23 protein-coding genes and 3 pseudogenes are annotated in these 25281 nt (G+C 66.5%); 18 read left to right on the forward strand and 8 right to left on the reverse strand.

The features are described 5' to 3' along the window. Positions 1–66 precede the first annotated feature (66 nt). Both C3Y92_RS09195 and C3Y92_RS09200 read right to left on the reverse strand, forming a co-directional pair. Positions 67–1233, reverse strand: coding sequence for an ABC transporter permease (locus C3Y92_RS09195; RefSeq protein WP_129351871.1), 1167 nt, complete (start codon positions 1231–1233; stop codon positions 67–69). Between the two features lie 28 nt (positions 1234–1261). Then, a complete protein-coding gene (locus C3Y92_RS09200) occupies positions 1262–1741 on the reverse strand; it encodes a DUF2318 domain-containing protein (protein ID WP_129351873.1) in 480 nt (159 codons plus the stop codon). Positions 1742–1987: 246 nt separating this feature from the next. Between C3Y92_RS09200 and C3Y92_RS09205 the strand changes: the two genes are divergently transcribed. Together C3Y92_RS09205 and C3Y92_RS09210 are read left to right on the forward strand one after the other, a co-directional pair. Further along, positions 1988–3832, forward strand: a complete 1845-nt coding sequence (locus tag C3Y92_RS09205; protein ID WP_129351875.1) for an ATP-binding protein — start codon at positions 1988–1990, stop codon at positions 3830–3832. After that, positions 3822–5201: a sigma-54-dependent transcriptional regulator gene (locus C3Y92_RS09210; RefSeq protein ID WP_129351877.1), complete on the forward strand. Its 1380-nt coding sequence runs from the start codon at positions 3822–3824 to the stop codon at positions 5199–5201. The genes C3Y92_RS09205 and C3Y92_RS09210 overlap by 11 nt, the downstream gene beginning before the upstream one ends. Before the next feature lie 184 nt (positions 5202–5385). Here the strand turns inward: C3Y92_RS09210 and C3Y92_RS09215 are convergent, their stop codons facing one another. Both C3Y92_RS09215 and C3Y92_RS09220 read right to left on the reverse strand, forming a co-directional pair. After that, the gene (locus tag C3Y92_RS09215) at positions 5386–7041 is read right to left on the reverse strand and encodes an AMP-binding protein (protein WP_129351879.1); all 1656 of its coding nucleotides are present in this window, start codon (positions 7039–7041) and stop codon (positions 5386–5388) included. A 15-nt stretch (positions 7042–7056) separates the two neighbouring features. Further along, entirely contained in the window at positions 7057–7635 is a 579-nt protein-coding gene (locus C3Y92_RS09220; RefSeq protein ID WP_015860651.1) for a helix-turn-helix domain-containing protein, read from the reverse strand. Positions 7636–7835: 200 nt separating this feature from the next. On the opposite strand from C3Y92_RS09220, the gene C3Y92_RS09225 reads away from it, so the two are divergent. The 14 genes from C3Y92_RS09225 to C3Y92_RS09290 all read left to right on the forward strand — a co-directional run bounded on the left by C3Y92_RS09225 (position 7836) and on the right by C3Y92_RS09290 (position 21574). Further along, on the forward strand, positions 7836–8396 hold the full coding sequence (locus tag C3Y92_RS09225) for a helix-turn-helix domain-containing protein (protein ID WP_129351881.1): 561 nt from the start codon (positions 7836–7838) through the stop codon (positions 8394–8396). Between the two features lie 99 nt (positions 8397–8495). Next, positions 8496–10148, forward strand: coding sequence for an AMP-binding protein (locus tag C3Y92_RS09230; RefSeq protein ID WP_129351883.1), 1653 nt, complete (start codon positions 8496–8498; stop codon positions 10146–10148). 246 nt (positions 10149–10394) lie between these two features. Further along, the gene (locus tag C3Y92_RS09235; protein WP_129351885.1) at positions 10395–11276 is read left to right on the forward strand and encodes a peptidyl-prolyl cis-trans isomerase; all 882 of its coding nucleotides are present in this window, start codon (positions 10395–10397) and stop codon (positions 11274–11276) included. Further along, complete coding sequence (locus C3Y92_RS09240) at positions 11273–12286, forward strand: HupE/UreJ family protein (protein ID WP_129351887.1); 1014 nt, start codon at positions 11273–11275, stop codon at positions 12284–12286. Before C3Y92_RS09235 ends, C3Y92_RS09240 begins: the two co-directional genes overlap by 4 nt. Further along, positions 12283–13812 carry a HoxN/HupN/NixA family nickel/cobalt transporter gene (locus C3Y92_RS09245; RefSeq protein WP_235669669.1) on the forward strand — a complete coding sequence of 510 codons (1530 nt, stop codon included), beginning with the start codon at positions 12283–12285 and terminating at the stop codon, positions 13810–13812. The genes C3Y92_RS09240 and C3Y92_RS09245 overlap by 4 nt, the downstream gene beginning before the upstream one ends. A 102-nt stretch (positions 13813–13914) precedes the next feature. Further along, on the forward strand, positions 13915–14268 hold the full coding sequence (locus C3Y92_RS09250) for a hypothetical protein (protein WP_006920530.1): 354 nt from the start codon (positions 13915–13917) through the stop codon (positions 14266–14268). A gap of 336 nt (positions 14269–14604) precedes the next feature. Beyond that, complete coding sequence (locus C3Y92_RS09255) at positions 14605–14928, forward strand: DUF485 domain-containing protein (RefSeq protein ID WP_129351889.1); 324 nt, start codon at positions 14605–14607, stop codon at positions 14926–14928. Beyond that, positions 14925–16472: a sodium:solute symporter family transporter gene (locus C3Y92_RS09260; RefSeq protein ID WP_129351891.1), complete on the forward strand. Its 1548-nt coding sequence runs from the start codon at positions 14925–14927 to the stop codon at positions 16470–16472. The genes C3Y92_RS09255 and C3Y92_RS09260 overlap by 4 nt, the downstream gene beginning before the upstream one ends. A gap of 71 nt (positions 16473–16543) precedes the next feature. After that, a complete protein-coding gene (locus C3Y92_RS09265; protein WP_129351893.1) occupies positions 16544–17593 on the forward strand; it encodes a DUF294 nucleotidyltransferase-like domain-containing protein in 1050 nt (349 codons plus the stop codon). Between the two features lie 14 nt (positions 17594–17607). Then, positions 17608–19455: a CBS domain-containing protein gene (locus C3Y92_RS09270; RefSeq protein WP_129351895.1), complete on the forward strand. Its 1848-nt coding sequence runs from the start codon at positions 17608–17610 to the stop codon at positions 19453–19455. Next, entirely contained in the window at positions 19452–20180 is a 729-nt protein-coding gene (locus C3Y92_RS09275; RefSeq protein ID WP_129351897.1) for a 3'-5' exonuclease, read from the forward strand. The genes C3Y92_RS09270 and C3Y92_RS09275 overlap by 4 nt, the downstream gene beginning before the upstream one ends. An 84-nt stretch (positions 20181–20264) precedes the next feature. Then, positions 20265–20684, forward strand: coding sequence for a Fur family transcriptional regulator (locus tag C3Y92_RS09280; RefSeq protein WP_129351899.1), 420 nt, complete (start codon positions 20265–20267; stop codon positions 20682–20684). A 35-nt stretch (positions 20685–20719) separates the two neighbouring features. Next, entirely contained in the window at positions 20720–21214 is a 495-nt protein-coding gene (locus C3Y92_RS09285) for a rubrerythrin family protein (protein ID WP_015860664.1), read from the forward strand. A 144-nt stretch (positions 21215–21358) separates the two neighbouring features. After that, entirely contained in the window at positions 21359–21574 is a 216-nt protein-coding gene (locus C3Y92_RS09290; protein ID WP_006920538.1) for a rubredoxin, read from the forward strand. A gap of 118 nt (positions 21575–21692) precedes the next feature. Here the strand turns inward: C3Y92_RS09290 and C3Y92_RS21465 are convergent. From C3Y92_RS21465 to tnpA, 4 genes and pseudogenes are all read right to left on the reverse strand, one after another. After that, positions 21693–21971 (reverse strand): annotated as a pseudogene (locus C3Y92_RS21465) (transposase); the annotation flags it as partial. A gap of 286 nt (positions 21972–22257) precedes the next feature. Beyond that, the gene (tnpC, locus tag C3Y92_RS09300; RefSeq protein WP_408021678.1) at positions 22258–23844 is read right to left on the reverse strand and encodes an IS66 family transposase; all 1587 of its coding nucleotides are present in this window, start codon (positions 23842–23844) and stop codon (positions 22258–22260) included. Further along, positions 23837–23968, reverse strand: a pseudogene (gene tnpB, locus C3Y92_RS21830) (IS66 family insertion sequence element accessory protein TnpB); the annotation flags it as partial. The pseudogene tnpB and the gene tnpC, both read right to left, overlap by 8 nt. Before the next feature lie 50 nt (positions 23969–24018). After that, entirely contained in the window at positions 24019–24390 is a 372-nt protein-coding gene (gene tnpA, locus C3Y92_RS09310; RefSeq protein ID WP_129351901.1) for an IS66 family insertion sequence element accessory protein TnpA, read from the reverse strand. A 76-nt stretch (positions 24391–24466) separates the two neighbouring features. Between tnpA and C3Y92_RS09315 the strand changes: the two are divergent. Together C3Y92_RS09315 and C3Y92_RS09320 are read left to right on the forward strand one after the other, a co-directional pair. Then, positions 24467–24760 (forward strand): annotated as a pseudogene (locus C3Y92_RS09315) (transposase); the annotation flags it as partial. 117 nt (positions 24761–24877) lie between these two features. Continuing rightward, positions 24878–25249 (forward strand): ArsR/SmtB family transcription factor, encoded by a 372-nt coding sequence (locus C3Y92_RS09320; RefSeq protein ID WP_129351903.1) that lies wholly within the window; start codon positions 24878–24880, stop codon positions 25247–25249. The last annotated feature ends 32 nt before the right edge of the window (positions 25250–25281 follow it).

Here is a 25281-nt window from a genome sequence, read left to right on the forward strand (position 1 = left end):
GTGTTTTCCTTGATGGGGGGTCCGGGGGCCTCAGGCCCCCGGCCGCCGGAGGCTCTTGCTTTTGGGCTACAACATCACCAGCGCCTGGGACGGCTCGATGCGGGAGGCGGCCAGGGCCGGGGGCAGCGAGGCCAGGCTGGTCAGGGCGGCCACGCCCACGAACACCAGGGCGAATTGCAGGGGATCGAATGTGGGGGCGGCCTGGTCGCCAAGGTCAAGTAGCGCCATGAGCCGGCCGCTGGCGGCCAAGCCGGCCAGCTGGCCGAGGATCGCCGCCGTGGCCCCGAGAATGAGCGCTTCCAGGTGCATGAGCAGGAACACCGAGCCCTTGGAGAAACCCAGGGCCCGCAGCAGGCCGATTTCGTTTTTGCGCTCGTTGACCGAGGAAAAAATCGACAGGCCGATCATGACGCAGGCCGTGAGCAAGATGACGCCGGACACGGCAAAGGCCAGATGCTTGACGAAATCCACGGTCATCATGCGGCTTTTGACCACCTGCTGCATGGCCTTGACGTCGGCGCCGGGCAGGTTTGCGTCGATTTGGGCCGTGATCTCTTCGATGGGGCAGCCGGCGCACAGGGCCGCCACTTCGACGAAATGGATGCGGTTGATCTTGCCGGCGGCGGCCTGCAAGGCGTGGAGGTCGGCGAACAGAAGCTTGTCGTCCTCGGAGCCGGTGGGGCCAAGGACGCCGGTCACGGTGAAGTCGCGGCCTTCCAGGGTCACGACGGACCCCGGGGCGAGGTTCAGGCGCGTTGCCGCCTCGCTGCCGGCCAGCAGGCCGAAGGAATCCAGGGCCAACGTGCCGGCTTCGGTGAACCAGTGGTTTTTGATCTGGCGCTCTTGCTCAAAATCCACCCCGATGACGCCGACCGGCGTGTCGGCCACCCGGGCCAGCAGCACGAATTTCGGGGCCACGGCGCTTAGGCGGTCTTTATGGTGGATGCCGGAAATGGCGGCCAGGGTCTCGTCTTCCTTAAAATACTTGATGTCCACCGAGACGTCGCCCAGGGCCATGCCGCCGTAGCCCACCGACAGCGTCTCGGTTTTCGGGCTGACCAGGATGTTGGCCCCGTAGGCGGCGAGCTTGGATTCCAGGCTCTCGCCCACGGCCTTGGACAGTTCGACCAGGGCCGTCACCGAGGCCACGCCCACGGCGAAAACCACGGCCGTGAGCAGGCTTCTTGCCAGTTTGCGGCGCAAGTTGCGCAGCGGGATGGTCAGGATGTTCACGGTTCCTCGCTGGGTGCGGCGTTGCCGGCTAAAAATACGCCGCGCCAACGGCAAGATCGGCCATTTTGATGCGCACGGATTCGCCTGCGACCTCCGAGGCCAGGGGCGAAGGATTGCAGCCGCCGCGCTGGTCGCCCACCATGTTCATGTGGAAGCGTCGGCCGCAGTTGATGCAGAGCATGAAATCGCCTTCCTGACGGTAGCCTTTTTTCTCGGGATAACACACGTCGCAGGTGTCCAGGGCGGTGCGCACCCGGCCGTCCTTGGTTTTGACGGCGAAAAAGCGCACTTCCTTGCCAGCGGCGTCCACGGTGAAAAAGTGCGCCTTGCCGTCGGCCAGATCGGCCGTCGGAAAGGCGACGACGCCGTCGGCCGGCTTGAGGCTGGTCGGGCCGGAGGAAAAACCGAGCAGGGCATGGCCGGGGCCGGCGGCGACAAACACAACGGCCAAAACGGCCAGACAGGCCAGAAAGGCGGGCAGCAGGCGTTTGGGGGCGGGAAAGGGCATAGGGGGTTCCTTTGGCTGACAAGCGTATGGGGTGAGCCAAAAAGGCTACAAGCACGGTCGGGATTTTAGCAATGCCCGTGCCAGGTGGGGGCGTCCGAGACACCGCCATGCCCGGATCGGCCGGAAGCCAAGCTTGGAACGGGGGATGCAATCGCTATGGAAAGATGCCGGCCGGCGGCCTGGGCGCGATCCAGGCGTCGCTTTTCTGGACAGTAATCCCTTAGGTGTGTATAGAATGTATGCAACATGGTTGATTTTTATCCAGGCGCGCCCGGGCGCGCCCAAGGCCCCGGCGTGCGCCAGATAATCAAGCGCTGGTCGTTTCGCGGCGGCGCGTCGCCCTTGCTGCTGCTTGGCGCGGCCGGCATCCTGGCCGCCGTGGTGGCGGCCATGGCGGCCATGGACCTGGGCCGCGAGAAGCAATACATGACCCAGCTGTTGCTGGAAAAGGGCGCGGCGCTCATCAAGGCCTTCGAGGCCGGGGCGCGCACCGGGATGCGCGGCGGCTTTGGCGCGGACATCCGCCTGCAGCATCTCATTGAGGAAACCGCCAACCAGCCAGGCATCTTCGCCATTGCCGTCACCGACGAGGACGGGCGCATCCTGGCCCACAGCGATGCCTCGCGCATCGGCCAGGCGCTTTTTGATCCGCCGGTCATGGCCGAGCTGGCCCCGGACGCCGCCGAGAAATGGCGGCTGGCCGTGGAGGAAGAGGCCGGGCGCGAGTCGTTTTTGGTCTACCGGCGCTTTGTGCCTTCCTCCCCCGGCCGAGGACCCCATGGGCTGCGCGCCCATCCGCCGGCCGGCGAGCGGGAATTTCTGTGCACCGAGGACTGCGACGCCAAGGGCGTGCGCCGGCCCTTGCGCGGCGTGCCGCTCATTATTTTCGTCGCCCTGGACGTGGCCCCCATCGAGGCCGCCCGACGGGCCGATCTGCACAACATGCTGACCTCGGCCTCGGTTATCCTCATCGTGGGCCTGGGCGGCGTGCTTGGGCTGTTCTGGGCCCAGAGCTACCGGGCCCAGCGCAAGGCCCTGCGCCAGACCACGGCTTTGGCCTCGGAAGTGGTGGCGGCCATGCCGGCCGGGCTTATCCTTATCGGCCCGGACGACAAGGTGGCCATGGCCAACGGCGCGGCCGAACAGTTGGCCGGCGTCGCTCCGGGCGGGTTGGTCGGCCGCGAGGCCGCCTCGGTCCTGCCCTGGGAAGAGCTGCGCCGGCCAGCCGCCGACGAGCGCGAAATGGACATGTCCCTGGCCGGCGGACCGGTGGTTGCCTTGGGCGTATCGGTCTCGGCCGTGCGCACCGAGGAGGGCACGCCGGTGGGGTCGCTTGTGGTGCTGCGCGACCTGCGCGAGGTGCGCCGGCTGGAAGCCGAGGTGCGCCGCCGCGAAAAGCTTGCCGCCGTGGGCAATCTGGCCGCCGGCGTGGCCCATGAGATCCGCAATCCGCTCAGTTCCATCCGGGGCTATGCAGCCTACTTCGGCGGCAAGTTCGCCCCGGGCAGCGAGGACAGGCAAGCCGCCGAGATCATGGTGCGCGAGGTGGACCGGCTTAACCGCGTCATCTCGGAACTCATCGAATTTTCCCGGCCCTCGGACATCCAGCGCCGGCCGGTGCGTCTGGCCGATCTGGCCGGCCACGCCGCCCGCCTTATCCGCCCGGACGCCCTGGCCCGGGGCGTGGAAATCGCTGTGGAGGACACGCCGGGCGCGCCAGACATCCCGGCCGACCCTGACCGGCTGGCCCAGGCGGTGCTCAACCTGTGTTTGAACGCCGTCCAGGCCATGGACGCGGGCGGAACCCTGGGCCTTCGCACCGGACTGGCCCCGGACGGCCGGGCCTATCTCGAAGTCACGGACACCGGCCGGGGCATCGACCCGGCCGATCGCGACCGGATTTTTGATCCTTATTACACCACCAAGGCCCGGGGCACGGGCCTTGGCCTGCCCATCGCCCACAAGATCGTGGCCGCCCACGGCGGCGAGATCCGGCTGACGCCGCGCCCCGAGGGCGGCACCTCGGCCATGGTGCTGTTGCCGGTCACGGGCGGCGAAGGGGCCGATAAGGAGGAAGACGATGCGGGCTGAGTTGCTGGTCGTTGACGACGACGCCGGACATTTGTCCATGCTGCGCACGGTGCTCGCCGGCTGGGGCTACGGCGTGACCGGGGCCACGGACGGGGCCGAGGCCGTGGAACTGGTGCGTAGCCGCCCCTTTGACGCGGTGCTGCTCGACGTGCGCATGGCCGGCATGGGCGGCATGGAGGCCCTGTCGCTTATAAAAGAATACAATCCGGCCGTGCCGGTGCTCATCATGACGGCCTATTCGTCGGTGGAGACGGCCGTTTCGGCGCTCAAGTCCGGGGCCTACGACTATCTCACCAAGCCGCTGGACCTTGACGTCATGCGCCTGACCGTGGAGCGCGCCCTGGACCATCTGCGCCTGGCCCGGGAAAACGAGAACCTGCGCCAAAAGCTCGGGCCTGGCGTCGTCGGGCCGGAGATCATCGGCAAAAGCCCGGCCATGCGTGAGCTCTTTTCCATGATTGCCATGGTGGCCCCCACCGAAGCCACGGTGCTGGTCACCGGCGAATCCGGCACGGGCAAGGAACTGGTGGCCAAGGCGCTCCACGCCGGCAGCCCGCGCGCCGCCGGGCCGCTGGTGGCCGTCAACTGCGCGGCGCTCAATGAAACGCTGCTCGAATCGGAACTCTTCGGCCACGAGAAAGGGGCCTTCACCGGAGCCGAACGGCGGCGGGAAGGGCGGTTCATGGCCGCCAATAAAGGTTCGATCTTTTTGGACGAGATCGGCGAAATCGCCCCCTCCATCCAGGCCAAGCTCTTGCGTGTCATCCAGGAGCGCGAGATCCAGCGGGTGGGCGGCGACCACCCCATCGGTGTGGACGTGCGCATCCTGGCCGCCACCAACCGCGACCTCAAAAAGGAGGTCGAGGCCGGCCGGTTCCGCGAAGACCTCTACTATCGCCTCAACGTGGTGGCCATTGCCGTGCCGCCGCTTCGTGAGCGGGGCCAGGACATTCCACTTTTGGCCCAGCATTTCCTGACGCACTTTGCCGACAAAAACCGCAAACGCCTCAAGGGCTTTACTCCGGCGGCCATGGACCAGCTGCTGCGCTGCCCCTGGCCCGGCAACGTGCGCGAGCTGGAAAACGCCGTGGAGCGCGCCGTCATCCTGTCCGTCGGGGAATACGTCACCGAGCGCGAACTGCCGCTGTCCGCCATGCGCGAGGCCGGCGGCAACGGGGCCCCAGGCGGAGGCGCGCCCGCGTCGGCCGACATGGCCGGGCTGGCCGGCATGGCCCTGGACGACGTGGAGCGCGAGGTCATCCTGGCCACCCTGCGCGACACCGGCGGCAACAAGAGCGAAGCGGCGCGGGTGCTCGGCATCACCCGGGCCACCCTGCACAAGAAGCTTAAGAAGTACGGCGAGGAATAAGGGCTTTTCCGCCTGGGCCGGTCCAGGAGGCGGGGCCGCCAGCCCGTCTCCTGATACGGGGCGACGCGGGCCGGCCCTCGGCGGCCGGAACCGGTTCTGTCCGGTGCGAGCCCGTGCGCCGGCCGATAAAAAACGGGGCGCGGACCAGTCCGCGCCCCTCGTCTTTGGAAGCCAGCTGCGCGTTCTAACGCATGGCCTCGGGGAAGAGCTTGCCCCCAAGTTCGCGCAGCTTGTACTTCTGCACCTTGCCGCTGGTGGTCAGCGGGAACTCTTCCACGAACGCGATGTACTTGGGGATTTTGTGCCAGGCGATCTGGCCCCGGCAGAAGTCCTTGACATCCTCGGGAGCCATTTCCACGTCCTTGCGCAGGATGATAAACGCCCCCACTTCCTCGCCGTACTTGCGGCTGGGCACGCCGGCCACCTGTATATCGGCGATTCCCGGCATGGTGTAGAGGAATTCCTCGATCTCGCGGGGATAGATGTTCTCGCCGCCGCGAATGATCATGTCCTTGATGCGTCCGGTGATGACCACGAAGCCGTTTTCGTCCATGACGCCAAGATCGCCCGAGTGCAGCCAGCCGTCGGCGTCAATGCACTTGGCCGTGGCTTCGGGGTTCTTGTAGTAGCCCTTCATGGCGTTGTAGCCCCGGCAGCAGACTTCGCCCTGCTTGCCGCGCTCCACTTCCTCATTGGTCTCAGGGTCGAGCACCTTCACTTCGACGTGGGGGAAGGCCTTGCCCACGCTTTCCACCCGGTAGTGGTAGGGGTCGTCCACGTCGGACTGGGTCATGCCGGGCGAGCTTTCGGTGAGGCCGTAGACGCTGGTGATCTGCTTCATGTACATCTTCTCGGTCACCTGCCGCATGGTCTGCACCGGGCAGACCGAGCCGGCCATGATGCCGGTGCGCAGCGACGAGAAGTCGAATTTCGCAAACAGCGGATGCTCCAGCATGGCGATGAACATGGTGGGCACGCCGTAGACGGCCGTGCATTTTTCCTGCTCAATGGACATCATGGATTTGACCGGGTCGAACACTTCGGTGAAAACCATGGTCGTGCCGTGGTTGAGGCAGGCCATGACGCCGAGCACGCAGCCGAAGCAGTGGAACAGCGGCACATGGATAAGCAGCTTGTCCTTGCTGGTGAACCGCTGGCGCTGGCCGATGGAGTAGCCGTTATTTAAGATGTTGTGGTGGCTGAGCATAACGCCCTTGGGGAAGCCGGTGGTCCCCGAGGTGTACTGCATGTTGACCACGTCGTGGCAGTTGAAGGTGGCCTGCCGGGCTTTCAATTCCTCGTCGGTGACGGTGCGGGCCAGGCCGATGATCTCGGGGATGGAGTACATGCCCCGGTGTTTTTCCACGCCCAGGAAACACACCCGCTTGAGGTGGGGGAAGGTCTCGCTTCTGATCGCCCCGCGCTGCATGTTGCGCAGTTCCGGGGCCAGGTCGTAAAGGATCTCGATATAGTCCGAATCCCGAAAGCCGTTGATGATAAAGATGTTGTCGGCGTCGGAATTGGTGAGCAGATACTTGAGTTCGTTGCGCTTGTAGGCCGTGTTGACGGTGAGCAGCACGGCGCCCATCTTGGCCGTGGCGAACATCAGCGCCACCCAGAAGGGCACGTTGGTGGCCCACACGGCCACTTTTTCGCCCTTTTGGATGCCCAGGGCCATGAGGCCCTTGGCCAGTTCGTCGGTGAGTTCGTCGAACTGCTGCCAGGTCAGGCGATAGTCGCGGTCCACGTAGACCACGGCGTCCTGGTCCGGGAACTTGGACGCGGTTTCCTTGAGCAGGTCTCCCAGGGTCAGGTCGCGAAGGGGCGGCACGAAGGTCATGGGCGGCTCCTTTGCCTACTGCGGGATGTAAAGGACGGCGTAGATGTCGGTCTTGGGCGCGTTGCCGCAGCCCACGTAGTGGGGCACCACGGAATTGAAGTAGACCGAGTCGCCGGCCCCAAGGACATGGCGGTCCGGGCCGACGATGACTTCCAGCTCACCGGAAACCACCACGATGAATTCCTCGCCTTCATGGGAGGACAAGGGCTTTTCGGCCGCCGCTTCTTCGTCGGGGTAGATCTCGATGAAAAAAGGCTCCATGTGGCGGTCGGTCTTGGCCGCGCCCAGGGAATGGTATTTGTAGCTGGCCCGCTTGCCCCGGGCCTTGCGCAGTATGGCGTCGTCAGCCCCGCGCTCGGCGCAGCAGGTCAGGCAGATGTCGCTGTCCACGGCGTCGTCCATGAAGGTGCCCAGACGCTGTCCCAGGGCCAGGGCGATCTTGAGCAGGGGACCGATGGACGGGGTGACGTCCTCTTCCTCCAGGGCGGTGAGGAATTCCACGGAAAGACCGGTGCGGCGCGACAGTTCCTCGCGCGACATTTCCTGCCGTTCCCGGTACGTGCGGATGCGATCACCAAGCTTTTTGACGCTCATGGCTACCTCGTGGCTGATATAGTGGGACGGGGCGAGAGTCGACATGCCCCAGGAAGGTGCCCCGATACCATACTGCGGCGCGGAATTCCAGCCGTTTTTCCCGATCTTGCCGCTCGGAAAGAACCGTTTGACAAGCCGGGCTTCCATGCGAAAAGACGGGAGCAACCATTTCGCTAACCATACGAGCCAAGGGGTACCCCATGAGCAAGGAGATCGGACCGGTCCGGGAGATCGCCATGCGCCTTCGCGGCCTGCGCGAAGCCACCGGCATGACGGCCCAGGCCCTGGCCGAGGCCACCGGCGTCACCGCCGCCGACGTCGCGGCCTACGAGACCGGCAACACGGAAATTCCCGTCAGCTACCTCTACGAGGTCGCCAAGGCCTGCGGCGCGGACCTCACCGCGCTTTTAACCGGCGACGACGCCCACCTCATGAATTATTCCCTGGTGCCGTCCGGCCAGGGGCTGTCCGTGGACCGGCGCAAGGCCTACAAGTACCAGGCTTTGGCCTACCGCTTCCACAAGCCCCACATGGAGCCGTTTATCGTCACCGTGCCGCCCAAGGCCGAGTCCGAGATGGAGATCAACCGCCACCTGGGCGAGGAGTTCATCTATATGCTGCGCGGCCGGCTGGAAGTGCGCCTGGGCGAGGACATCGTGGTCCTTGAACCCCACGACAGCCTGTATTTTTCCTCCCGCACGCCCCACGCCATGCGCGGCCTCGACGGCGAACCGGCGGAGTTTTTGGACGTCATTATCTAGCCGGGCCGCCATGCCGTCCCGGCGGGCAGCCTGGCCGAATTGACCTGTGCCGGAGTGCATCGACAAGACAACAACCGTTTTGCCCGGGAGTCCAAGACCATGCCTGTCGCCAAACTGCGACCCAAAACCTACCGTGAGCTGCTCGAGACCTTTTCCATCGCCGTGCCCGAGAACTATAATTTCGCCTTCGATTTTCTCGACGCCGAGGCCGCCCAGGACCCGACCCGGCCGGCCATGATCCACATCGGCCCGGACGGGACCCGGCGCGACCTTGATCTGGCCTATTTCAGCAAGGAATCGGCCCGCATGGCCAACGCCTTCAAGGCCGCGGGACTCGTCAAGGGCGACAAGGTGATGATCATCCTCTACCGCCGGGTGGAGTGGTGGGTCACCATGCTGGCCCTGCACAAGCTCGGGGCCGTGCCCGTGCCTTCGCCCAACCTGCTCACCCCCCACGACATCGATTTCCGGGTCAACTACGCCGGCATCAAGGCCGTGGTGGCCGAGGATTCCGTAGTCGACCGGGTGGAAGCGGCCCGGGCCGCCTGCCCGACCCTGACCGTGTGCGTCCAGGTCGGCACGTCTCCGCTCCCGGCCGGCTGGCTCGACTACGAAACCATCCGCGCCGCCGCCGCCGAGGATTTCCCCCGCACAGCCGAAGCCCCGGGCGGCGACGATTCGCTGCTCATCTTCTTTTCCTCCGGCACCACCGGCATGCCCAAGATGGTGGAGCACAGCCACGCCTATCCCCTGGGCCACCTCACCACCGGCGTCTACTGGCACAACCTGGAGCCCGGCGACGTCCACCTCACCCTGGCCGACACCGGCTGGGGCAAGGCCGTGTGGGGCAAGTTCTACGGCCAGTGGATGGCCGGAGCCACGGTCTTCACCTGGGACTTCCGGGGCAAGTTCGTGCCCTCCGAGCTCCTCGACGTCATGACCGCCCACAAGGTGACCTCCTTTTGCGCCCCGCCCACGGTCTACCGGTTCCTTATCCGCGAGGACCTCAAGAAGTACGACCTCTCGGCGCTGCGCTACTGCACCACTGCGGGTGAACTCTTAAACGACGGCGTGTTCCGGGCCTGGAAGGAAATCACCGGGCTTTCCATCTATGAAGGCTACGGCCAGACCGAAACCTGCCTGCAACTGGCCACCTTCCCCTGCATGACGCCCAAACCCGGCTCTATCGGCCGGCCCACCCCGGGCTGGAACGTGGTCATCCTCGACGAGGAAGGCAAACCCTGTCCGGCCGGCGTCGAAGGCGAAATCTGCCTCAAGCTCGAAGACGGCAAGAACTTGGGCCTTTTCACCGGCTACCTCCAGGAACCGGCTAAAACCGCCAGCGTCATGGTCGACGGCTACTACCACACCGGCGACAAGGCCTGGATGGACGAAGACGGGTACTTCTGGTTCCTGGGCCGCACCGACGATCTCATCAAGTCCAGCGGCTACCGCATCGGACCCTTCGAGGTCGAAAGCGCGCTCATCACCCATAAGGCCGTGGTCGAGGCCGCTGTCACCGGCGTGCCCGATCCCGTGCGCGGCCAGGCCGTCAAGGCCACGGTTGTCCTGGCTCCCGGCTATACCGGCTCCCCGGAACTGGCCAAGGAACTGCAAGAGCACGTGAAAAAGGAAACCGCGCCCTACAAATACCCGCGCATCATCGATTTCGTCGCCGAGCTGCCCAAGACCATCAGCGGCAAGATCAAACGCGCCGAGATCCGCGCCAAGGACGAAAGTCGGGAAATATAAGGCGAAGGGAAGAGGAAGATGCCTCCGGCGGCCGGGAGGGGGTAACCCCCTCCCGGACCCTCCCTGTCTGGGGGCGGCGTTTCCCCGGGCTTCAGGCTTTGCCTGAAGCCCGGGGAAACGCCGCCCCCAAACGGGAAGGCTTCGCGAAGAGCGCGCGGAGACCGCAAACCAGATGGGGGGTCCGGGGGCCTCAGGCCCCCGGCCGCCGGAGGCTCTTCTCTTCTCTCTTCTTCACTCCGAAAACGTATGCCCCCGGCCAACATTTCCCTTGTCGCGCGGCTGGCGCGCGAGCCGTTGACCCATTTTCTGGTGCTTGGGGCGTTGCTTTTCGCCTTGGGGACGCTTGGCCGGCCGGCTGAGCCGACAGTCGTTGCTGAGGGCGCGGCCATCGTCGTCATCGACGAGGATGTGCGCCAGCTTGCCGGCCTGTGGCGGATGCAGTGGGGCCGGGAGCCGACGCCGGCCGAACTGCGCCGGCTGGCCGACGAGCAGGTGCGCGAGGAGGTGCTCGTGCGCCAGGCCCTGGCCGCCGGCCTGGAGGCCCAGGACATCCTGGTCCGTCGCCGGCTGGCCGCCTTGGCCGCCGCCCGGTTGGAGCAGGGGATAAGCCTGCCCGAGCCGAGCCAGGCCGAACTGCGCGCCCTGTACGAGGCCGATCCCGCCGCCTTTGCTCCGGTTGCCGAGCTGACTTTCCGCCAGATCGCCTTTTCCGACCGCGCCCGGGGCGGCCGGGCCAAGGAAGAGGCCATACAGGCCCGCGACGCGCTCTCCGGCCGGGACGCCGCCGCCGGCCAGGGCCTGGGCGACCACACCGAACTGCCCGAGCGCTCCGAAAACGTGACCCCGGACGAAACGGCGGCTCTTTTCGGCGACGCCTTCGCCGCTACGCTCACCACCTTGCCGGTCGGGTCCTGGCAGGGGCCGCTGGCGACCCTGGGCGACTGGCATCTGGTCTTTGTCGAAGCGGCCCGGCGCGGCCCGCCGCCGCCCTTCGAGACGGCTCGGCCGGCTGTGGCCGAGGCCTGGAAGCGCAATCGCCTGGAGGCCGAACGCAAGCAGGCCTATGCGGCCGTGCTGGCCCGCTATACGGTCGTCCTGCCGCCGTCCGTGGCCGAGAGCCGGCCATGACGCGGCCCTTTGCCGAGCTGGCCTTGGCCGTCGCCGTCCTGACCGGCCTTTTGGCCGCGTCCGTTTCCGCCCACGCCCACGAAACCCGGCCGGCCGTGCTGGAGCTGCGCCAGACCGCGCCCGAACGCTTTGACGTGCTGTGGCGCACGCCGCTGTATGAAGGCCAGCGCCTGCCCTTTGTCCTGCGTCTGCCCGACGGCGCGAAGCAAATAAGCCCGCCCATCGTCATGAGCCTGCCGGACTGGCATCTCGAATCCTGGCGTGTCGCCGCGCCGGGGGGGCTTGTGGGCAAGCGGGTCCTTTTTTCCGGCCACGACGCCACCACGGCCGGGGTGGTGGTGCGCTACGCCGGGCTGGACGGCCGGGAGTCCACAGCCGTGGTCACCCCGGACAAGGACGGCCTGACCCTGGCCGGCCAGGGCTCGACCGGCGCGGACTTCACCGACGCCGTGGCCCTGGGCCTGCGGCATATCGGCTATGGCATCGACCATCTGCTTTTTGTGCTGGGGCTCATCTGTCTGGCCCGGGGCGGCTGGCGGCTGGTGGAGACGGTCACGGCCTTTACCGTGGCCCACAGCTTGACCCTGGCCGCCGCCGCCTCGGGGCTGGTGAGCGTTCGGGCCGAGCCGGTCAACGCCGTGGTGGCGCTCAGCATCCTTTTCCTTGGCCCGGAGATGGTGCGGCAGTTGCGCGGCCAGTCGAGTCTGGCCATCCGTCGGCCGGCGGCGGTGGCCTTTGCCTTCGGCCTGCTCCACGGCCTGGGTTTTGCCGGCGGCTTGTCCGGGTTTGGCCTTTCCCGGGAGGCCCTGGTGGTGACCTTGCTTGGCTTCAACCTCGGCGTGGAAATCGGCCAACTCGCCTTTGTGGCCGCCCTCCTGGCCGTGGCCGCCTCCCTTGCCCGGCTGGGTATGGCCTGGCCGGCCTGGGCCGGCTACGCCCCGGCCTATGTGGTCGGCACGGCCGGGGCCTACCTGACCATCGCCCGAACCGTCGTCATGTTGGGGATATGATGAGGACTCGTCTAGGTTTTCTCTGCCTGGCCGCCCTGGCCATGGTCCTTGGCCGGGCCGAGCCGGCCCTGGCCCATCTGGTCAGCGCCGACGTGGGCGATTTCTACGCCGGCCTGCTCCATCCCCTGACCTCGTGGGAGCATTTGCTCCCCCTGGCCGGGCTGGCCTTTCTGGCTGCCCAGTCCGGGCGCGGCGGCGGCCGGCTGGCTGTTTGCCTGCTTCCCCTGGCCCTGGCTGTCGGCGTCTGCGGCGGCGCGCTCTGGCCGCTGCCTCGGGCCGCCGCCGGACTGGCCGGACTTTGGCTGGCCGTTTGCGGCGTGTTGGCCGCCTGGCCCGGGCCTTGCCGTCCCGCCCTGGTCGGCCTGTGCGCCGCCGGTCTCGGCGTGGCTCTGGGTTGGCGCGGCGGGGCGGACTGGGCCGTCTCCCGGGCCGGCTGGCAGTTCGTGCCGGGCGTGGCGGCCTGCGGCTTTTTGCTGACGGCCCTGGGCGCGGCCTGGCTGCCGCGCCTGGAGGGCGGCTGGCGGGGCCGGGCGCGAGCTCTCCTGGGGCTGGCCTTGGCCCTGACCGGTCTGCTGCTGGCCTTTCGCGGCGTCATGGGCGAGGGCGGCGCGGCCGGGCTTGGGCAGTTGGCCGGCTGGTTGGACGGCGGGCGTGTGGGGGATTTCCTGCAACATCCCACGGCCTCGCCCTGGACCCTGGCCGGCGTCCTGGCCGGGGCCATGGCCTGGGGCGGGGTCCATGCCTTGACGCCCGGCCACGGCAAGGCCCTGGTCGGGGCCTATCTCGTCGGCGCCCGGGGCACGTGGCGACATGCCGTCTGGCTGGGGCTCACCGTGGCCGTCACCCATACGGCGGGCGTGTTCCTCCTGGGCGGCGCGGCCGTGCTGGCCGCCGACGAGGCCGGGCGGGAACGGCTCATGCCCTGGCTGGCCCTGGCCTCGGGCCTGGGCATGTGCGCCGTGGGCGGGACCATGGCGGCGCGCGGCCTCTGGCGGTTGCGCGGCCGGGCAGGGGAGGGGCGGGCGCACAGCCATGGCGGCGTGGCCCATTCCCACGGAGGAACGTCCCATAGCCACGGCGGCGTCGCAGGCGGACAAGATGAGGCGCTGCACAACCACGGCGGGCCGGCCCACAGTCACGGCGGTCTGCTTCACAGCCATGGAGGAGGGACGCACAGCCACGGCGGCGGCCGATCCGATGCGGCCGAACCGGTCGGCTGGCGCAATTTGCTGGCCCTGGGCGTGTCCGGCGGGCTGGTCCCGTGCCCGTCGGCCCTGGCCCTGATGTTGGCCGCCATCGCCCTGGGCCGGCCTGGCTGGGGGCTGATCCTGTGCGCGGCTTTCGGCCTGGGGCTGGCCGGAGTGCTGACCGGGGTGGGGCTTTTGTGCCTGGCCGGGGTGCGGTTTCTGGGCGGCACGGGCCGGCTGGGCCGGGCGGCGGGCTGGCTGCCTCTGGTCGGGGCCGGGCTTATTGCCGCCATCGGCGCGTTGGCCGCCTGGGAAGCCCTTGTTGTGCTCCTTTCCTGAAAAAGGGCTGTCCGGGCGGTTGCCAGCCGCCGTGGGCCGGACTATGGAAGGCGAAATTCCGGGCCGCGCGGCAAGAGCCGTCGGCCGCTTCCGCGAGGACCCATGCGCCAGGGCGACGCCGCCAAAACCGTATCCCCCATCGAAGCCGTTCGCCGCTACTGCCTGACCGCCTGCATGGGCGGCCAGCGCAGCCTGGTCGCCGGCTGCGTCGATGCGGACTGTCCGTTCCATCCGCTACGCTTAAAGGAAGTGCCCGAGGGCTTCGGCGTACGTGTGGTGCGGGTCATCCGCCGCTTCTGCCTGCGCTGCACCCTGGGGGATCGCGGCGATATCCGTCGTTGCCGGGAAAAGGCCGCCTGCCCGGTCTGGCCCTACCGCATCGGCGTCTCGCCCCGAAAGCTCAAGCGCCTCATCGCGGAAAAACGCCGTCCCAAGCAGCTCGAACTGCCGTTGTAGTTTCCCGCCGTCCAGGCCCGCCCAGAACTGTATTCCATCGACAATGCCCGTCTCTTGTCGTGGGCGTCTTTCTCCGCGGCCTGGCCCAAATCCGCAGCCGCCGATTTAGGGCCGTCCGTCCCGGCCAACGGTAGTCACGCGCCGGTAAACGGCGTTTCCCCGGTTTCCCGCCGCCGTCCGCCCGCCATGGGGTCATTCCCGCCGTCCGCCGAAATTCCCGTGCCGCGTTGTCGCGGGCCGCCTATTTGTGGCCCATCCCCAAGCGGCGGCCGTCGCCGACGGGACGCCCGGACCAACCCCGGCCCGGCCCCAGGCCGGAGACAAGGAGCACGATCCATGCAACCAGACAACGCCCCGCCCGCCGCCCACGCCCCGGACGCCGGCCAGTTTTCCGCCCTCGTGCGCAAACGCTGGACCGTCTCCCTGACCCTGACCGCGCTCATGCTGTCCATTTACTACGGCTTCATCATCATCCTGGCTTTTCGCCCCGACATCTTCGCCGAACGCGTCGGCCAGCGCCTGACCCTGGGCATTCCGGTCGGCCTTGGCGTCATCCTGGCCTCCTGGCTGCTGACCGGCCTGTACGTGCGCTGGGCCAACGACGACTACGACAGCACCGTGAACACCATCAAACGCGCCATGCGGGAGAACCAGGGATGAACACCTTTACCAGCACCATCGGCCAGCCCAACGCCACCTCCATCATCTTTTTCTTCGTCTTTATCGTGGCCACCCTGGTCATCACCTATTACGCCGCCCGGCGCAGCCGCTCGGCCTCGCAGTTCTACGCCGCCGGCCGTTCGGTGACGGGCTGGCAAAACGGTCTGGCCCTGGCCGGCGACTACATGTCCGCCGCCTCGTTCCTGGGCATCGCCGGCCTTGTGTCGCTCAAGGGCTACGACGGCCTCATCTATTCCATCGGCTTCCTGGTCGGCTGGCCCATCATCATGTTTCTCATCGCCGAACCCCTGCGCAACCTCGGCAAATACACCTTCGCCGATGTGGTGGCCTATCGCCTGTCCCAAAAGCCCATCCGCGTGGCCGCTTCGGTGGGTTCGCTTCTCACCGTGTGCTTCTACCTCATTGCCCAGATGGTGGGTTCGGGGTCGCTGATCAAGATGATGTTCGGCCTGCCCTATGAAACGGCCATCATCATCGTGGGCGCGGTCATGATCGCCTACGTGCTCTTTGGCGGGATGCTCGCCACCACCTGGGTGCAGATCATCAAGGCCGTGCTGCTCCTGGCCGGGGCCACGGTCATGGTGCTCATGGCCTTGTCCCGGTTCGACTTCGACGTGACGGCCCTTTTCGGCGCGGCCGCCGCCACCTACGGCGAAAAAGTGCTCAATCCCGGCGGGCTGGTCGCCAACCCCCTGGACGCCGTGTCCCTTGGCATCGCGCTCATGTTCGGCACGGCCGGGCTGCCCCACATCCTCATGCGCTTCTACACCGTGCCCGACGCCAAGGCCGCCCGCAAATCCGTGTTCTACGCCACCGGACTCATCGGCTACTTCTACATCCTCACCTTCATCATCGGTTTCGCCGCCATGGTGCTCGTGGGCCGCGACGTGATCCTCAAGATGGACGCCGGCGGCAACATGGCCGCGCTGCTCCTGGCCGAAGTGACCGGCGGCACGGTGTTCCTGGGCTTCATCGCGGCGGTGGCCTTCGCCACCATCCTGGCCGTGGTGGCCGGGCTGACCCTGGCCGGAGCCACGACCCTGTCCCACGACCTCTACGCCAACGTGTTCCGGGCCGGCCGCTCCACCGAGGAAAACGAGATGAAGGTGGCCAAGCGGGCGACCATCGGCCTTGGCGTGGCCGCCATCCTGCTTGGCCTGGCCTTCAAGGGCCAAAACGTGGCCTTCATGGTGGGCCTGGCCTTCGCCATCGCCGCCAGCGCCAACTTCCCGGCGCTCATCCTCTCCATCCTCTGGAAGGGGACCAGCACCTTCGGGGCCACGGCCAGCATCGTGGCCGGCGCTGCGGCCGCCGTGGGGCTCATCGTGCTGTCGCCCACGGTCTGGGTGGACATTCTCGGCAACGCCGCCCCCATCTTCCCTTGGAAGAACCCGGCCCTGGTGTCCATGCCCTTTGCCTTCCTGGTCGGCTGGCTCGGTTCGGTGCTGGTTCCCGACGCCCGGGCCCAGTCCCTCTACGCTGCCCAGCAGATCCGCAACTATCTGGGAGTGGGCGCGGAGTGATCGCCAGCAAACGGACCTGGGAGGCCTTCCCCGGTCCGTTTTGTCGTTTGTCGCCAGGCTTGGGAGATGTCATGGACCCCGAAACCGCCGCCATAGTCGCCGCTTTGTCCGCCGCTCCCGACAGCCTGACCCTGGGCCGTGAGCTGGAGCGCATCCGCCGCTGCATCGCCGACCGGGCCGTATCCCAGGCCGACGCCCTGGAAACCGGGCGTTTGGCCAGCCAGTTCTATGACGCGTTTCTCGTGCGGGCGGTCGAACTGGCCCGGTCCGGGCCGCCGAAGTTTCCCGAGACGGCCGGTCCGTGCTGCCTGGCCGTGCTCGGCAGCCAGGGCCGGCGCGAGCAGTTCCTGGCCACGGACCAGGACAACGCCCTGATCCTAGGCGACGGCATCGACGAGGCGGCCCTGGCCGCCTTTGCCGCTCGGCTGGAACGCCTGCTGGCCGAGGCCGGCATGCCGCCGTGCCCCAAGGGTATCATGGCCGCCAATCCGGCCTGGCGACGGCCCCTTGCGAACTGGTTGGCGGCCGTGGACGCCGCCGCCGCCCGCCCGGATGAGGAGGCGGTGCTGTTCATTTCGCTTCTGGCCGACCTGCGTCCGGTCTGGGGCGAGACCTCCCTGGCCGCCGCCCTGGCTGAACGGGTGCGTCGCCGAGGCATGGAGTCGAGTCTGCTCACCCGTGGGCTGGCCCGGGAGGCCCTGCGTTTTGGGCCGCCGACGCGAATCTTCGGCCATCTGCCGAGCGGGCTTTTCGGCTTGGGCCACGGCAGCCTCGATCTCAAGGCCGCCGCCGTGTACCCGCTGGTCCTTGGCGTCAAGGCCCTGGCTCTGGAGGCCGGCATCGCCGCGCCGGACACCCTGGGGCGGCTGGCCGGCCTGGTCGCGGCCGAGCGCCTGGAACCGGAATTGGCCGTCGCGTTGCAAGACGGCCTGGCCCGGGTCCAGTCCCTGCGCCTGTCCGCCCAGGCCACGGCCTGGAGCCGGGGGCAAATCGCCGACAACCGTCTGGTTCCCTCGCGCCTGTCCGCCCAGGCCCTGGCCGATCTCGACGCCGCCCTGCGCGCCGCCGGCCGGCTCTCCGAAATCCTCAAGCACCACTTCAGCCTGCACTGTCTGACCTGACCCCGGAGGCCGCCATGTCCCTGCCCGATCCCTCGCGCCAACCCGATGCCGTGGCCGCCTTCCTCGCCGTGGCGCCGCCCTTTGACCGGCTGCCGCCAGACGAACGGGCCATCCTGGCCGCCGCCGGCCGGGTGGAGCTGTTTCTTGAAGGCGAGACCATCGCCGAGGCCGACGGCCAAATCGAGCCGGCCGTATGCTGCATCCAGCGCGGTGCGGTGGTGTTTGTCGGCCAGGGTGACGCCCCGGGGCTGGCCGACGCGCGTGGAGAAGGGGAGTGTTTCGGCCTTGGCGGCGCGCTACCCGGCGCATCGGACGGCTACCGGGCCGTGGCCGCCAGCGACGCGTTTTTGGTGCGCTTGCCCGGCGCTGCCTATGCCGCCATGGCCAGGCGGCATCCCTTTGTGGCCGCCTATTTCGCCAACTGCCTGGACAAGCAAGCCTGCCGGACCCACGACGGCCTGGGGCTGGACGCGGCCGAGGCCGACGGGGACTACCTCTTCACCCGGCTGGCCGGGGAGGTGGCCTCGCCGGGCATCGTGTCCGTGCCCCGGGGCACGGATCTGCCGACCACGGCCCGGGTCATGGAGGAAGCCGGAGTTGGTTCGGTGCTCGTGCGCGAGGCTTCGGGCACGGTCATCGGCATCGTCACCGATCGCGACCTGCGCCGGGCCGTGGCCCGGGGCATGGGCCTTGCCGCTCCGGTCGAGACGCTTATGTCCACGCCCGTGGCCGCCATTGACGCGGCCACGCCCTGTTTTGAGGCCCTAAGCCGCATGACCGAGGCCGGCATCCGCCATCTGCTGGTGACCAGGGACGGGGAGCCGGCCGGGCTGGTCACGGCCAATGACCTGCTCCTGGCCCACGGACGTTCGCCCATGGCCCTCTTGCGGGCCATCCGCCGGGCGGCCTGCCTGGACGACCTTGTGGCCCTGTCCCATCGGGCCGGCCCCCTGGCCGCCGCCCTGGCCGCGCGCGGGGCCGGGGCGGCCACGGTGGGCGGCATCCTGGCCATGACCGCCCAGGGCCTGCTTGGGCGGCTGGTGGAGCTGGCCGAGCGGCGTTTCGGCCCGCCGCCGGGCAAATGGTGCTGGCTGCTCCTGGGGCCGGCCGCCCGGCGCGAGCTTTTGCCCGGCCAGGGCCTGGACGCCGTCGTGGCCATCGACTGCGGCGGGGACGATATCCTGGAGCGGGCCATGGACACCTACTGCCGGGCCGTGCTGCCGGCCTTGGCCGAGGAATTGGCCGCCTGCCGCCTGGGCGGCGGCCGGCTCCTGGGGCCGGTGCGGCTCTCCGGCCTAGTCGCCCTGGCCGCCCAGGGCCGCGACCTGGACGGCCTGGACCTGCTGCCGGCCGTGGGCGGGGCCGGAACGATGGACGCGGTCCGGCAACGGCTGGCCACGGATCGGCCGGACCCGGGCTTGCTGCTGTCCGCCTTGAGCGCGGTGGTGGCCCGGCCCACGCCCCTTGGCGTGCATCAGGGCAAGCTGGCCGAGCGAGCCGGGGGCTTTGCCCCGGCCTTTGATCTCGACGGACGCGGCAGCGGGGCGGTTGTGGCCATGACCCGACTGGCGGCGGCCTTTCACGGACTGCCGCAACTCGGTACTGTCAGGCGTCTGGCCGCCCTGGCCACCGGGGGCCATCTGCCCGAGAGCGTGGCCCAAAACGCCGGCCAGGCCTGGGCGTTTTTCGAGGGCGAACGTCTGGCCGCCCGGCTGGCCGGCCAGGCCGACCCCGATGTCGTGGCCCGGCCGGGGACGCTCTCCGCCCGGAAACGCCAGGAATGCCGGGCCGCCTTTGCCGCCGTGGAGGCCCTGCGACAGGCCCTGGCCGGGATGCTTGCCGGGATGGAGGCCGGGCAATGAGCCGGTTTCTGGCCGGTCTTTGGGAGCGCCTGGGCCGCCCCTTTGTCCGGCCCCCGGTCCATCCGGCCCTGGCCGCCCACCGAGCCGCCCAGGCCGGGCGCGAGGCCGGGGCGCGGCTGGGCAACCTCGAATTCGTGGTTCTCGACACCGAACTCACCGGTTTTGACCCCAAACGCGACGCCGTCGTGTCCGTGGCCGCCGTGCGCTTGCGGGGCCTTTCCATCATGGCCGGCGAGACCTTCGCCGCCTTGACCCGGCCGCCGCGCGACGTGCCCCGCCAGTCGTCCCTGGTCCATGGCCTGACGGCCTCGGCCCTCAGTAAAGCCGCCGGCCTGGATGAGGTCCTGGCCGGCCTTCTGGATTTCATCGGTCCGGCTGTGGTCGTCGGCCACCATGTCGATCTGGACATGGGGTTTTTAAACGCCGCCAGCCGCCGTTTCTTTGGCGGGGATCTGGCCGCGCCCTGCATCGATACCCTGCGCCTGGCCATGGCTTACGAGGAAAAGCGTCTTTCCCCGGGGGGCGGTGCCGGGCTGGAACACGCCGCGTTTGATCTGGCAAGCCTTTGCCGTCGCTACGGCCTGCCCGAGTTCGCCGCCCATGACGCCCGCCACGACGCCCTGGCCGCCGCTTATCTCTTTGTCTACCTGGCCAAGAAACTCGGTCGGGGCAGGGCGTTGACCCTGGCCGACCTGTGGCGTGCCGGCAGGCATTGGTGGATGTAGATTTTGACCGGAAACTAAAAAAAGGGTTGACGAGGCAGGGCAGAGTCTCTAAATAGGAATCAACAGCAACTAGGAATAAGACTTATGCAGATCGACGCCCTCAAAAAACTGTTCGCCCAAAGCGGCCTCAAGTTTACCAACCAACGGTATCTGGTATACAAGGCCATGGTCGAGGCCCGGGATCATCCCTCGGCCGAGACGGTCTGGCGACGGGTTCGGGAGTCGGCTCCGGCCATTTCCCTGGATACGGTCTACCGCACCCTGGCGTCGCTGGAGGCGCGGGGGCTGGTGACCCGGGTGCCGGGCGGGAGCGAGGAAAGCCGCTTCGACGGGGACGCGTCGCCCCATCACCACTTGGTGTGCTTGCAGTGCGGGGGTATCGAAGATTTCGTCATGCCCGGAGCCGGGCTGGCAGATCTGCCGCCGGAAGTGGCGGCCTGGGGCCGTGTGCGCGACGCCCAGGTGCTGGTTCGCGGTGTGTGTCGCCGTTGCCTTGGCTTGTGAAAACAATCAACCCAACTCAATACAAGGAGCCAATGATGTCCAAGACCATGAACAATCTGCAGGAAGCTTTTGCCGGCGAGTCCCAGGCCAACCGCAAGTATCTCGCCTTTGCCGCCCAGGCGGAAAAAGACGGCATGATCGGCGTGGCCAAGCTGTTCAAGGCCGCCGCCGCCGCCGAGACCGTCCACGCCCACACCCATCTGCGCAACATGAAGGGTATCGGCACCACTGCCGAGAACCTCAAGGCCGCCATCGAGGGCGAGACCCACGAATTCAAGAGCATGTACCCGGCCATGATCGAGGAAGCCAAGGCCGAGGGCGACAAGGCGGCCGAGCGCGGCTTCACCTTTGCCAACGCCGTCGAGCAGCTCCACGCCGAGCTCTATTCCGCCGCCGCCAAGGACCCCGCCGGCTATCCCGTCGAGGATTGGTACGTCTGCTCGGTGTGCGGCTACACCATCGCCGGCGCGGCTCCCGAGAAGTGCCCGGTCTGCCAGGCCCTGGCCAAGGCGTTTTTCAAGGTCGACTAGTGTTGCGCCTCTTAAAAAGTACGAGCGTATTTTTTAAGAAAAGGATTGGATTTCGTCTGTAGTCCACGAAGCAACGATTCCCTTTTCGTGGATGCGACACGAGCCTGGCCGGGGCGCTCGGCGTCCCGGGACAAAGGAGCGAGCATGTCCGCGCCTGAGAACATGTGGCAGTGCCAGACCACCAATTGCGGGTACATTTACGATCCCGACCGGGGGGACCGTAAAGGCAAGATTCCGGCCGGAACGTCCTTCGAAGACCTTCCCGAGGGTTGGAAATGCCCTATCTGCGGCGGCGGAAAGAAGTGCTTCCGTCCCCTGGCCGGCCCCGGCTCGACCAAGGAAGTCAAATGTCCCGTCTGACGACCGGGCGGCCCTTTTCGGGCCGCCCGTCTTGGACTCCCAAGCCCCGCAAGGGGCTCAGACCACTGACAAACCCCCTTCAGCAAATACGGAGGGGGTTTGTTTTTTTCTGCGGCTGTTAAGCACAGACGAAGGAAAAGTATCTTGGTAAAAAGAAAGACGCGATTCGACAATATAAGATAGCCGTCCAGGACGCACCACCTCCGACTGGGGGCTTTCTCCCCCCTCTGGAGAGGTACAAAGCGATCTTTTTCATGTTGAAGACAGCAGCACAGAGTAGACATTGTTCGCGTATCTTCGACAGACCTCGCATTTTCGCGTATCTGTGTCCTTGCAATTCCTTAGAATCGGCGGAGCTTCTCTCTACTGTTTCCTTTCTTTTTGCGTAAAGCATTTTCCTCGTGAGGCCACTGCACAATTCTTTGAGGTCCCTGAATTCCGTCTTTCTGGTCTTTTTCGAGGGTAAGATCGGCAGTTTTACGTGATTTTCCGCCGGACTCAGGCTGTTTTCCACCTTCTTCGGCAGCTTTCGCCGCCAAAGGAGGCACTTATACTCAACAGGCTGCCTTTAGTACGGCTTTTTTCAGGTTGAAAGCCATGGCGTTGAGGAGAAACTCCAGCGTAAGCGCAAAGTGCTCCCCACCTTCACGGCGGTCCGTCTACGGGCTATGAGGGTTTGCCGGCTAAGCCGAGATGGTCTTTGAATCGAGATGCTGGGGCAGCAGGGCCCGGAAATCGTCCTGGGACTTGGCCAGTGGCAGCTTTTCAAAGAGGAAGTGGAGATAGCGCAGCGGCTCCAGGTCGTTGGCCTTGGCGGTCTCGATGAGGCTATAGAGGGCAGCGCTGGCGGCCGCGCCAGCGGGAGAGCCGGAGAAGAGCCAGTTTTTCCGGCCCACGGCAAAGGGGCGGATGGCGTTCTCGGCCAGGTTGTTGTCGGGGCGCAGGTGCCCGTCCTTGAGGTAAACGGCGACGCGGTCCCACTGCCCCAGGGCATAGGCAATGGCTTTTCCGAGCAGGCTCTTGGGCGGCGTGGTCTTCTCCCGCTCCAGGAGCAACGCCTTGATCCTGGCCATGATCGGCGTGGCCTTGGCCTGGCGCATGGCATGGACCTGGTCGGCGTCGCATTTCGCGTCCTGGGCCTGCTTTTCCAGGTGATAGAGCTTGCCGATGAGGTCAACGACGGTCTGGGCCGTGCCTCCGGAGCTTTTTTTCGAGCCGGCCTTGAGCGCTTCCACGAATTTTCGGCGCACGTGGGCCAGGCAGCCGACGTGGATGATCCCCTCGCGCTCGCCCAGGGCGTTGTAGCCGGCGAAGCCGTCGGTTTGGAGGTAGCCCTGGAAATCGCCGACGAGTTCCTCGGCCACCTGTCCGGATCGGGTGGGCGCGTAGTGAAAAAGGACTGCCGGGTGCTCGGGTGGTCCTCCCCGAACCAGCCACATATAGGACGGGCTGGTGTTGGCCCGACCTACTTCGCCCAAGACTTGGACGACGGTTTCGTCCAAGTTGATGATTGGCCCGGAGCGACTCTCCTCGGAGAGCAAGCCGACGAGGGGCTGACAGGCCCGGGCCACCTGGAGAGCCCAGCCGCACATGGTTGCCCGGGAGATGTCCAGGCCCAGACGCTCAAATATGCGTTCCTGGCGGTAGAACGGCAGACCATCGACGAACTTCGAGGCCAGCACATAAGCCACCAGTCCCGGGGTGGCCAGCCCTTGGGGGATAAGCTGCGGGGGCATGGGCGCGGTTTTGACCGTCGGACCGTCGTCCTCGGTGCCCTCGCAGGCCCGACAAGCGTACTTGGGCCGGATGTGGCGGATAACCTGTATGGTGGCCGGGATGAAGTCGAGCTTCTCGGAGACTTCCTCGCCGATGCGAGTGAGTTCGCAGCCGCAGGGACAGACCTTGTCCGCTTCAGGAATGTCGTGAACGACCTCGACGCGGGGAAATTCCTGAGGAATCGGACGGCGGCCGGTCTTTTTGCGGGCGTGGGCGGCGACGGCAACCTCCCCGCTTTCAATGGCTTCGGACTGCTCTCCGGCCACCGCCTCGGCTTCGTCGAAAAGGGAGTACTGCATTTCCTTGGTCGTGGGCTTGGCCTGGCGTTCCGACTTGGCCAAATGGAGAATCGCCTTGAGCAGGCGGACCTGCTCCTCCAGTTGGGCGATGTAGCTGGCCTTGTCGACGAGGAGTTCCTTGAGCGCGGCGGGATCGTTGGGCAGGGAAGCGATGCCTCTCCAGTCGCTTTTGCCAGAGACAAAATCCGTTGTTATCCCAATACAAAATCTTGATGATGCTGCGGTCTCGGTTGCAAAAGGCGAACAAATGTCCGGAAAAGACGTCCATCTCCAGATGCTCAGCCACCAGCAGCGACAACCCATTGATGGCCTTACGCATGTCGGTCGTTCCCAGCACCAGGTAGACCTTGGCGCCCGGGCCGAGGATGTTCACGCCGAGCGCTCCATCCCGGCCAGGACATCAAGCAACCTTCGCAGTACTGGCGCGGCAAAATCTTCGGCGATATCCACCTGGAATCGTTCGCCCACGTGCAGGCGCAGGGGAACACGGCCAGGACGAACGTCGGACAAGGCGGAGGCCAGTTGCTGCGGGGCGACGGCCACGACGACCGGCACGGCATCCCGGCTGTCCTGCTCACGGACAAGTCGACGCACCCAATGTCCCAAGGAGCTTGCCGAAACACCAGCGCGACGGCAATACGCCGTCCGACTCAACCCGCTTTCACGCCACGCGGCCACCTGCTCCCGCCAGTAACCCAGCTTCGCCGCTGATGTTCGACGCTTCCTGTTGCTCTCCGACATCCTTGCCACTCCTTGCTGGAGGCAAGAATGCCAGAGACAAAGGGGGGCCGGTAGAAGGGGCGAAATTTGCGCTTACGACGAAACCGAGCACGACGTGCTGGCCTACATGATCTTCCCGGCACAGCACCGGGTCAAGCTGCACAGTACCAATCCGCTGGAAAGGCTGAACAAAGAGGTGAAGCGGCGAGCGGACGTGGTCGGCATCTTCCCCAACGAGCAGTCCATCATCCGGCTCATCGGGGCCATCTTGCTGGAGCAAAACGACGAGTGGCAGTTGCAAAGCCGCTACATGCAGGTCGAGGCCATGGCCGAACTCAACACCCAACCCAACGAGGCGCAGCCAGCCCAAATCCCACCCAGGGCAGCCTAACCGATTGCCACCTCAAGCACACCGGAATTTACACCACGTTGACGGACGTGACCCAATAGAGTTGTTTCCGCTTTCAAACATATTGACAAATTCGCCTAAACGAATACATGAGGAAGCATGGACGAACTGGCGGAAGGATTGAAGGCGTTGGCAGACCCGACCCGGCTGCGCCTGCTCAATCTGCTGCGACACGGGGAACTGTGCGTGTGCGATCTGACGGCTTCCCTGGAGTTGCCGCAGCCGAAAGTGTCGAGGCATTTGGGATACTTGAAGAAAGAACGATGGGTGTCCGGAAGGCGGGACGGCAAATGGATGCATTACAAGCTTGCCACCCCGCGCCATCCTATTCTCGTCCGGATGATGCAAACGTTGCACGATAATCTTGGGAGCCATGAAATCGCGACAGCAGATGAGGCGAGGCTTCGTGGGCACTTGAAGGCAAAACACCTGTCTGCTGCGGATGGCCGGTCCCTGGAAGATTCCGCCTGAAAAAGGGTGTTGTGAGCCGGAAACAGGTTTTT

It is taken from the genome of Solidesulfovibrio carbinolicus, assembly GCF_004135975.1.
In the GTDB taxonomy this organism is placed as follows: Bacteria; Desulfobacterota; Desulfovibrionia; order Desulfovibrionales; family Desulfovibrionaceae; genus Solidesulfovibrio; species Solidesulfovibrio carbinolicus.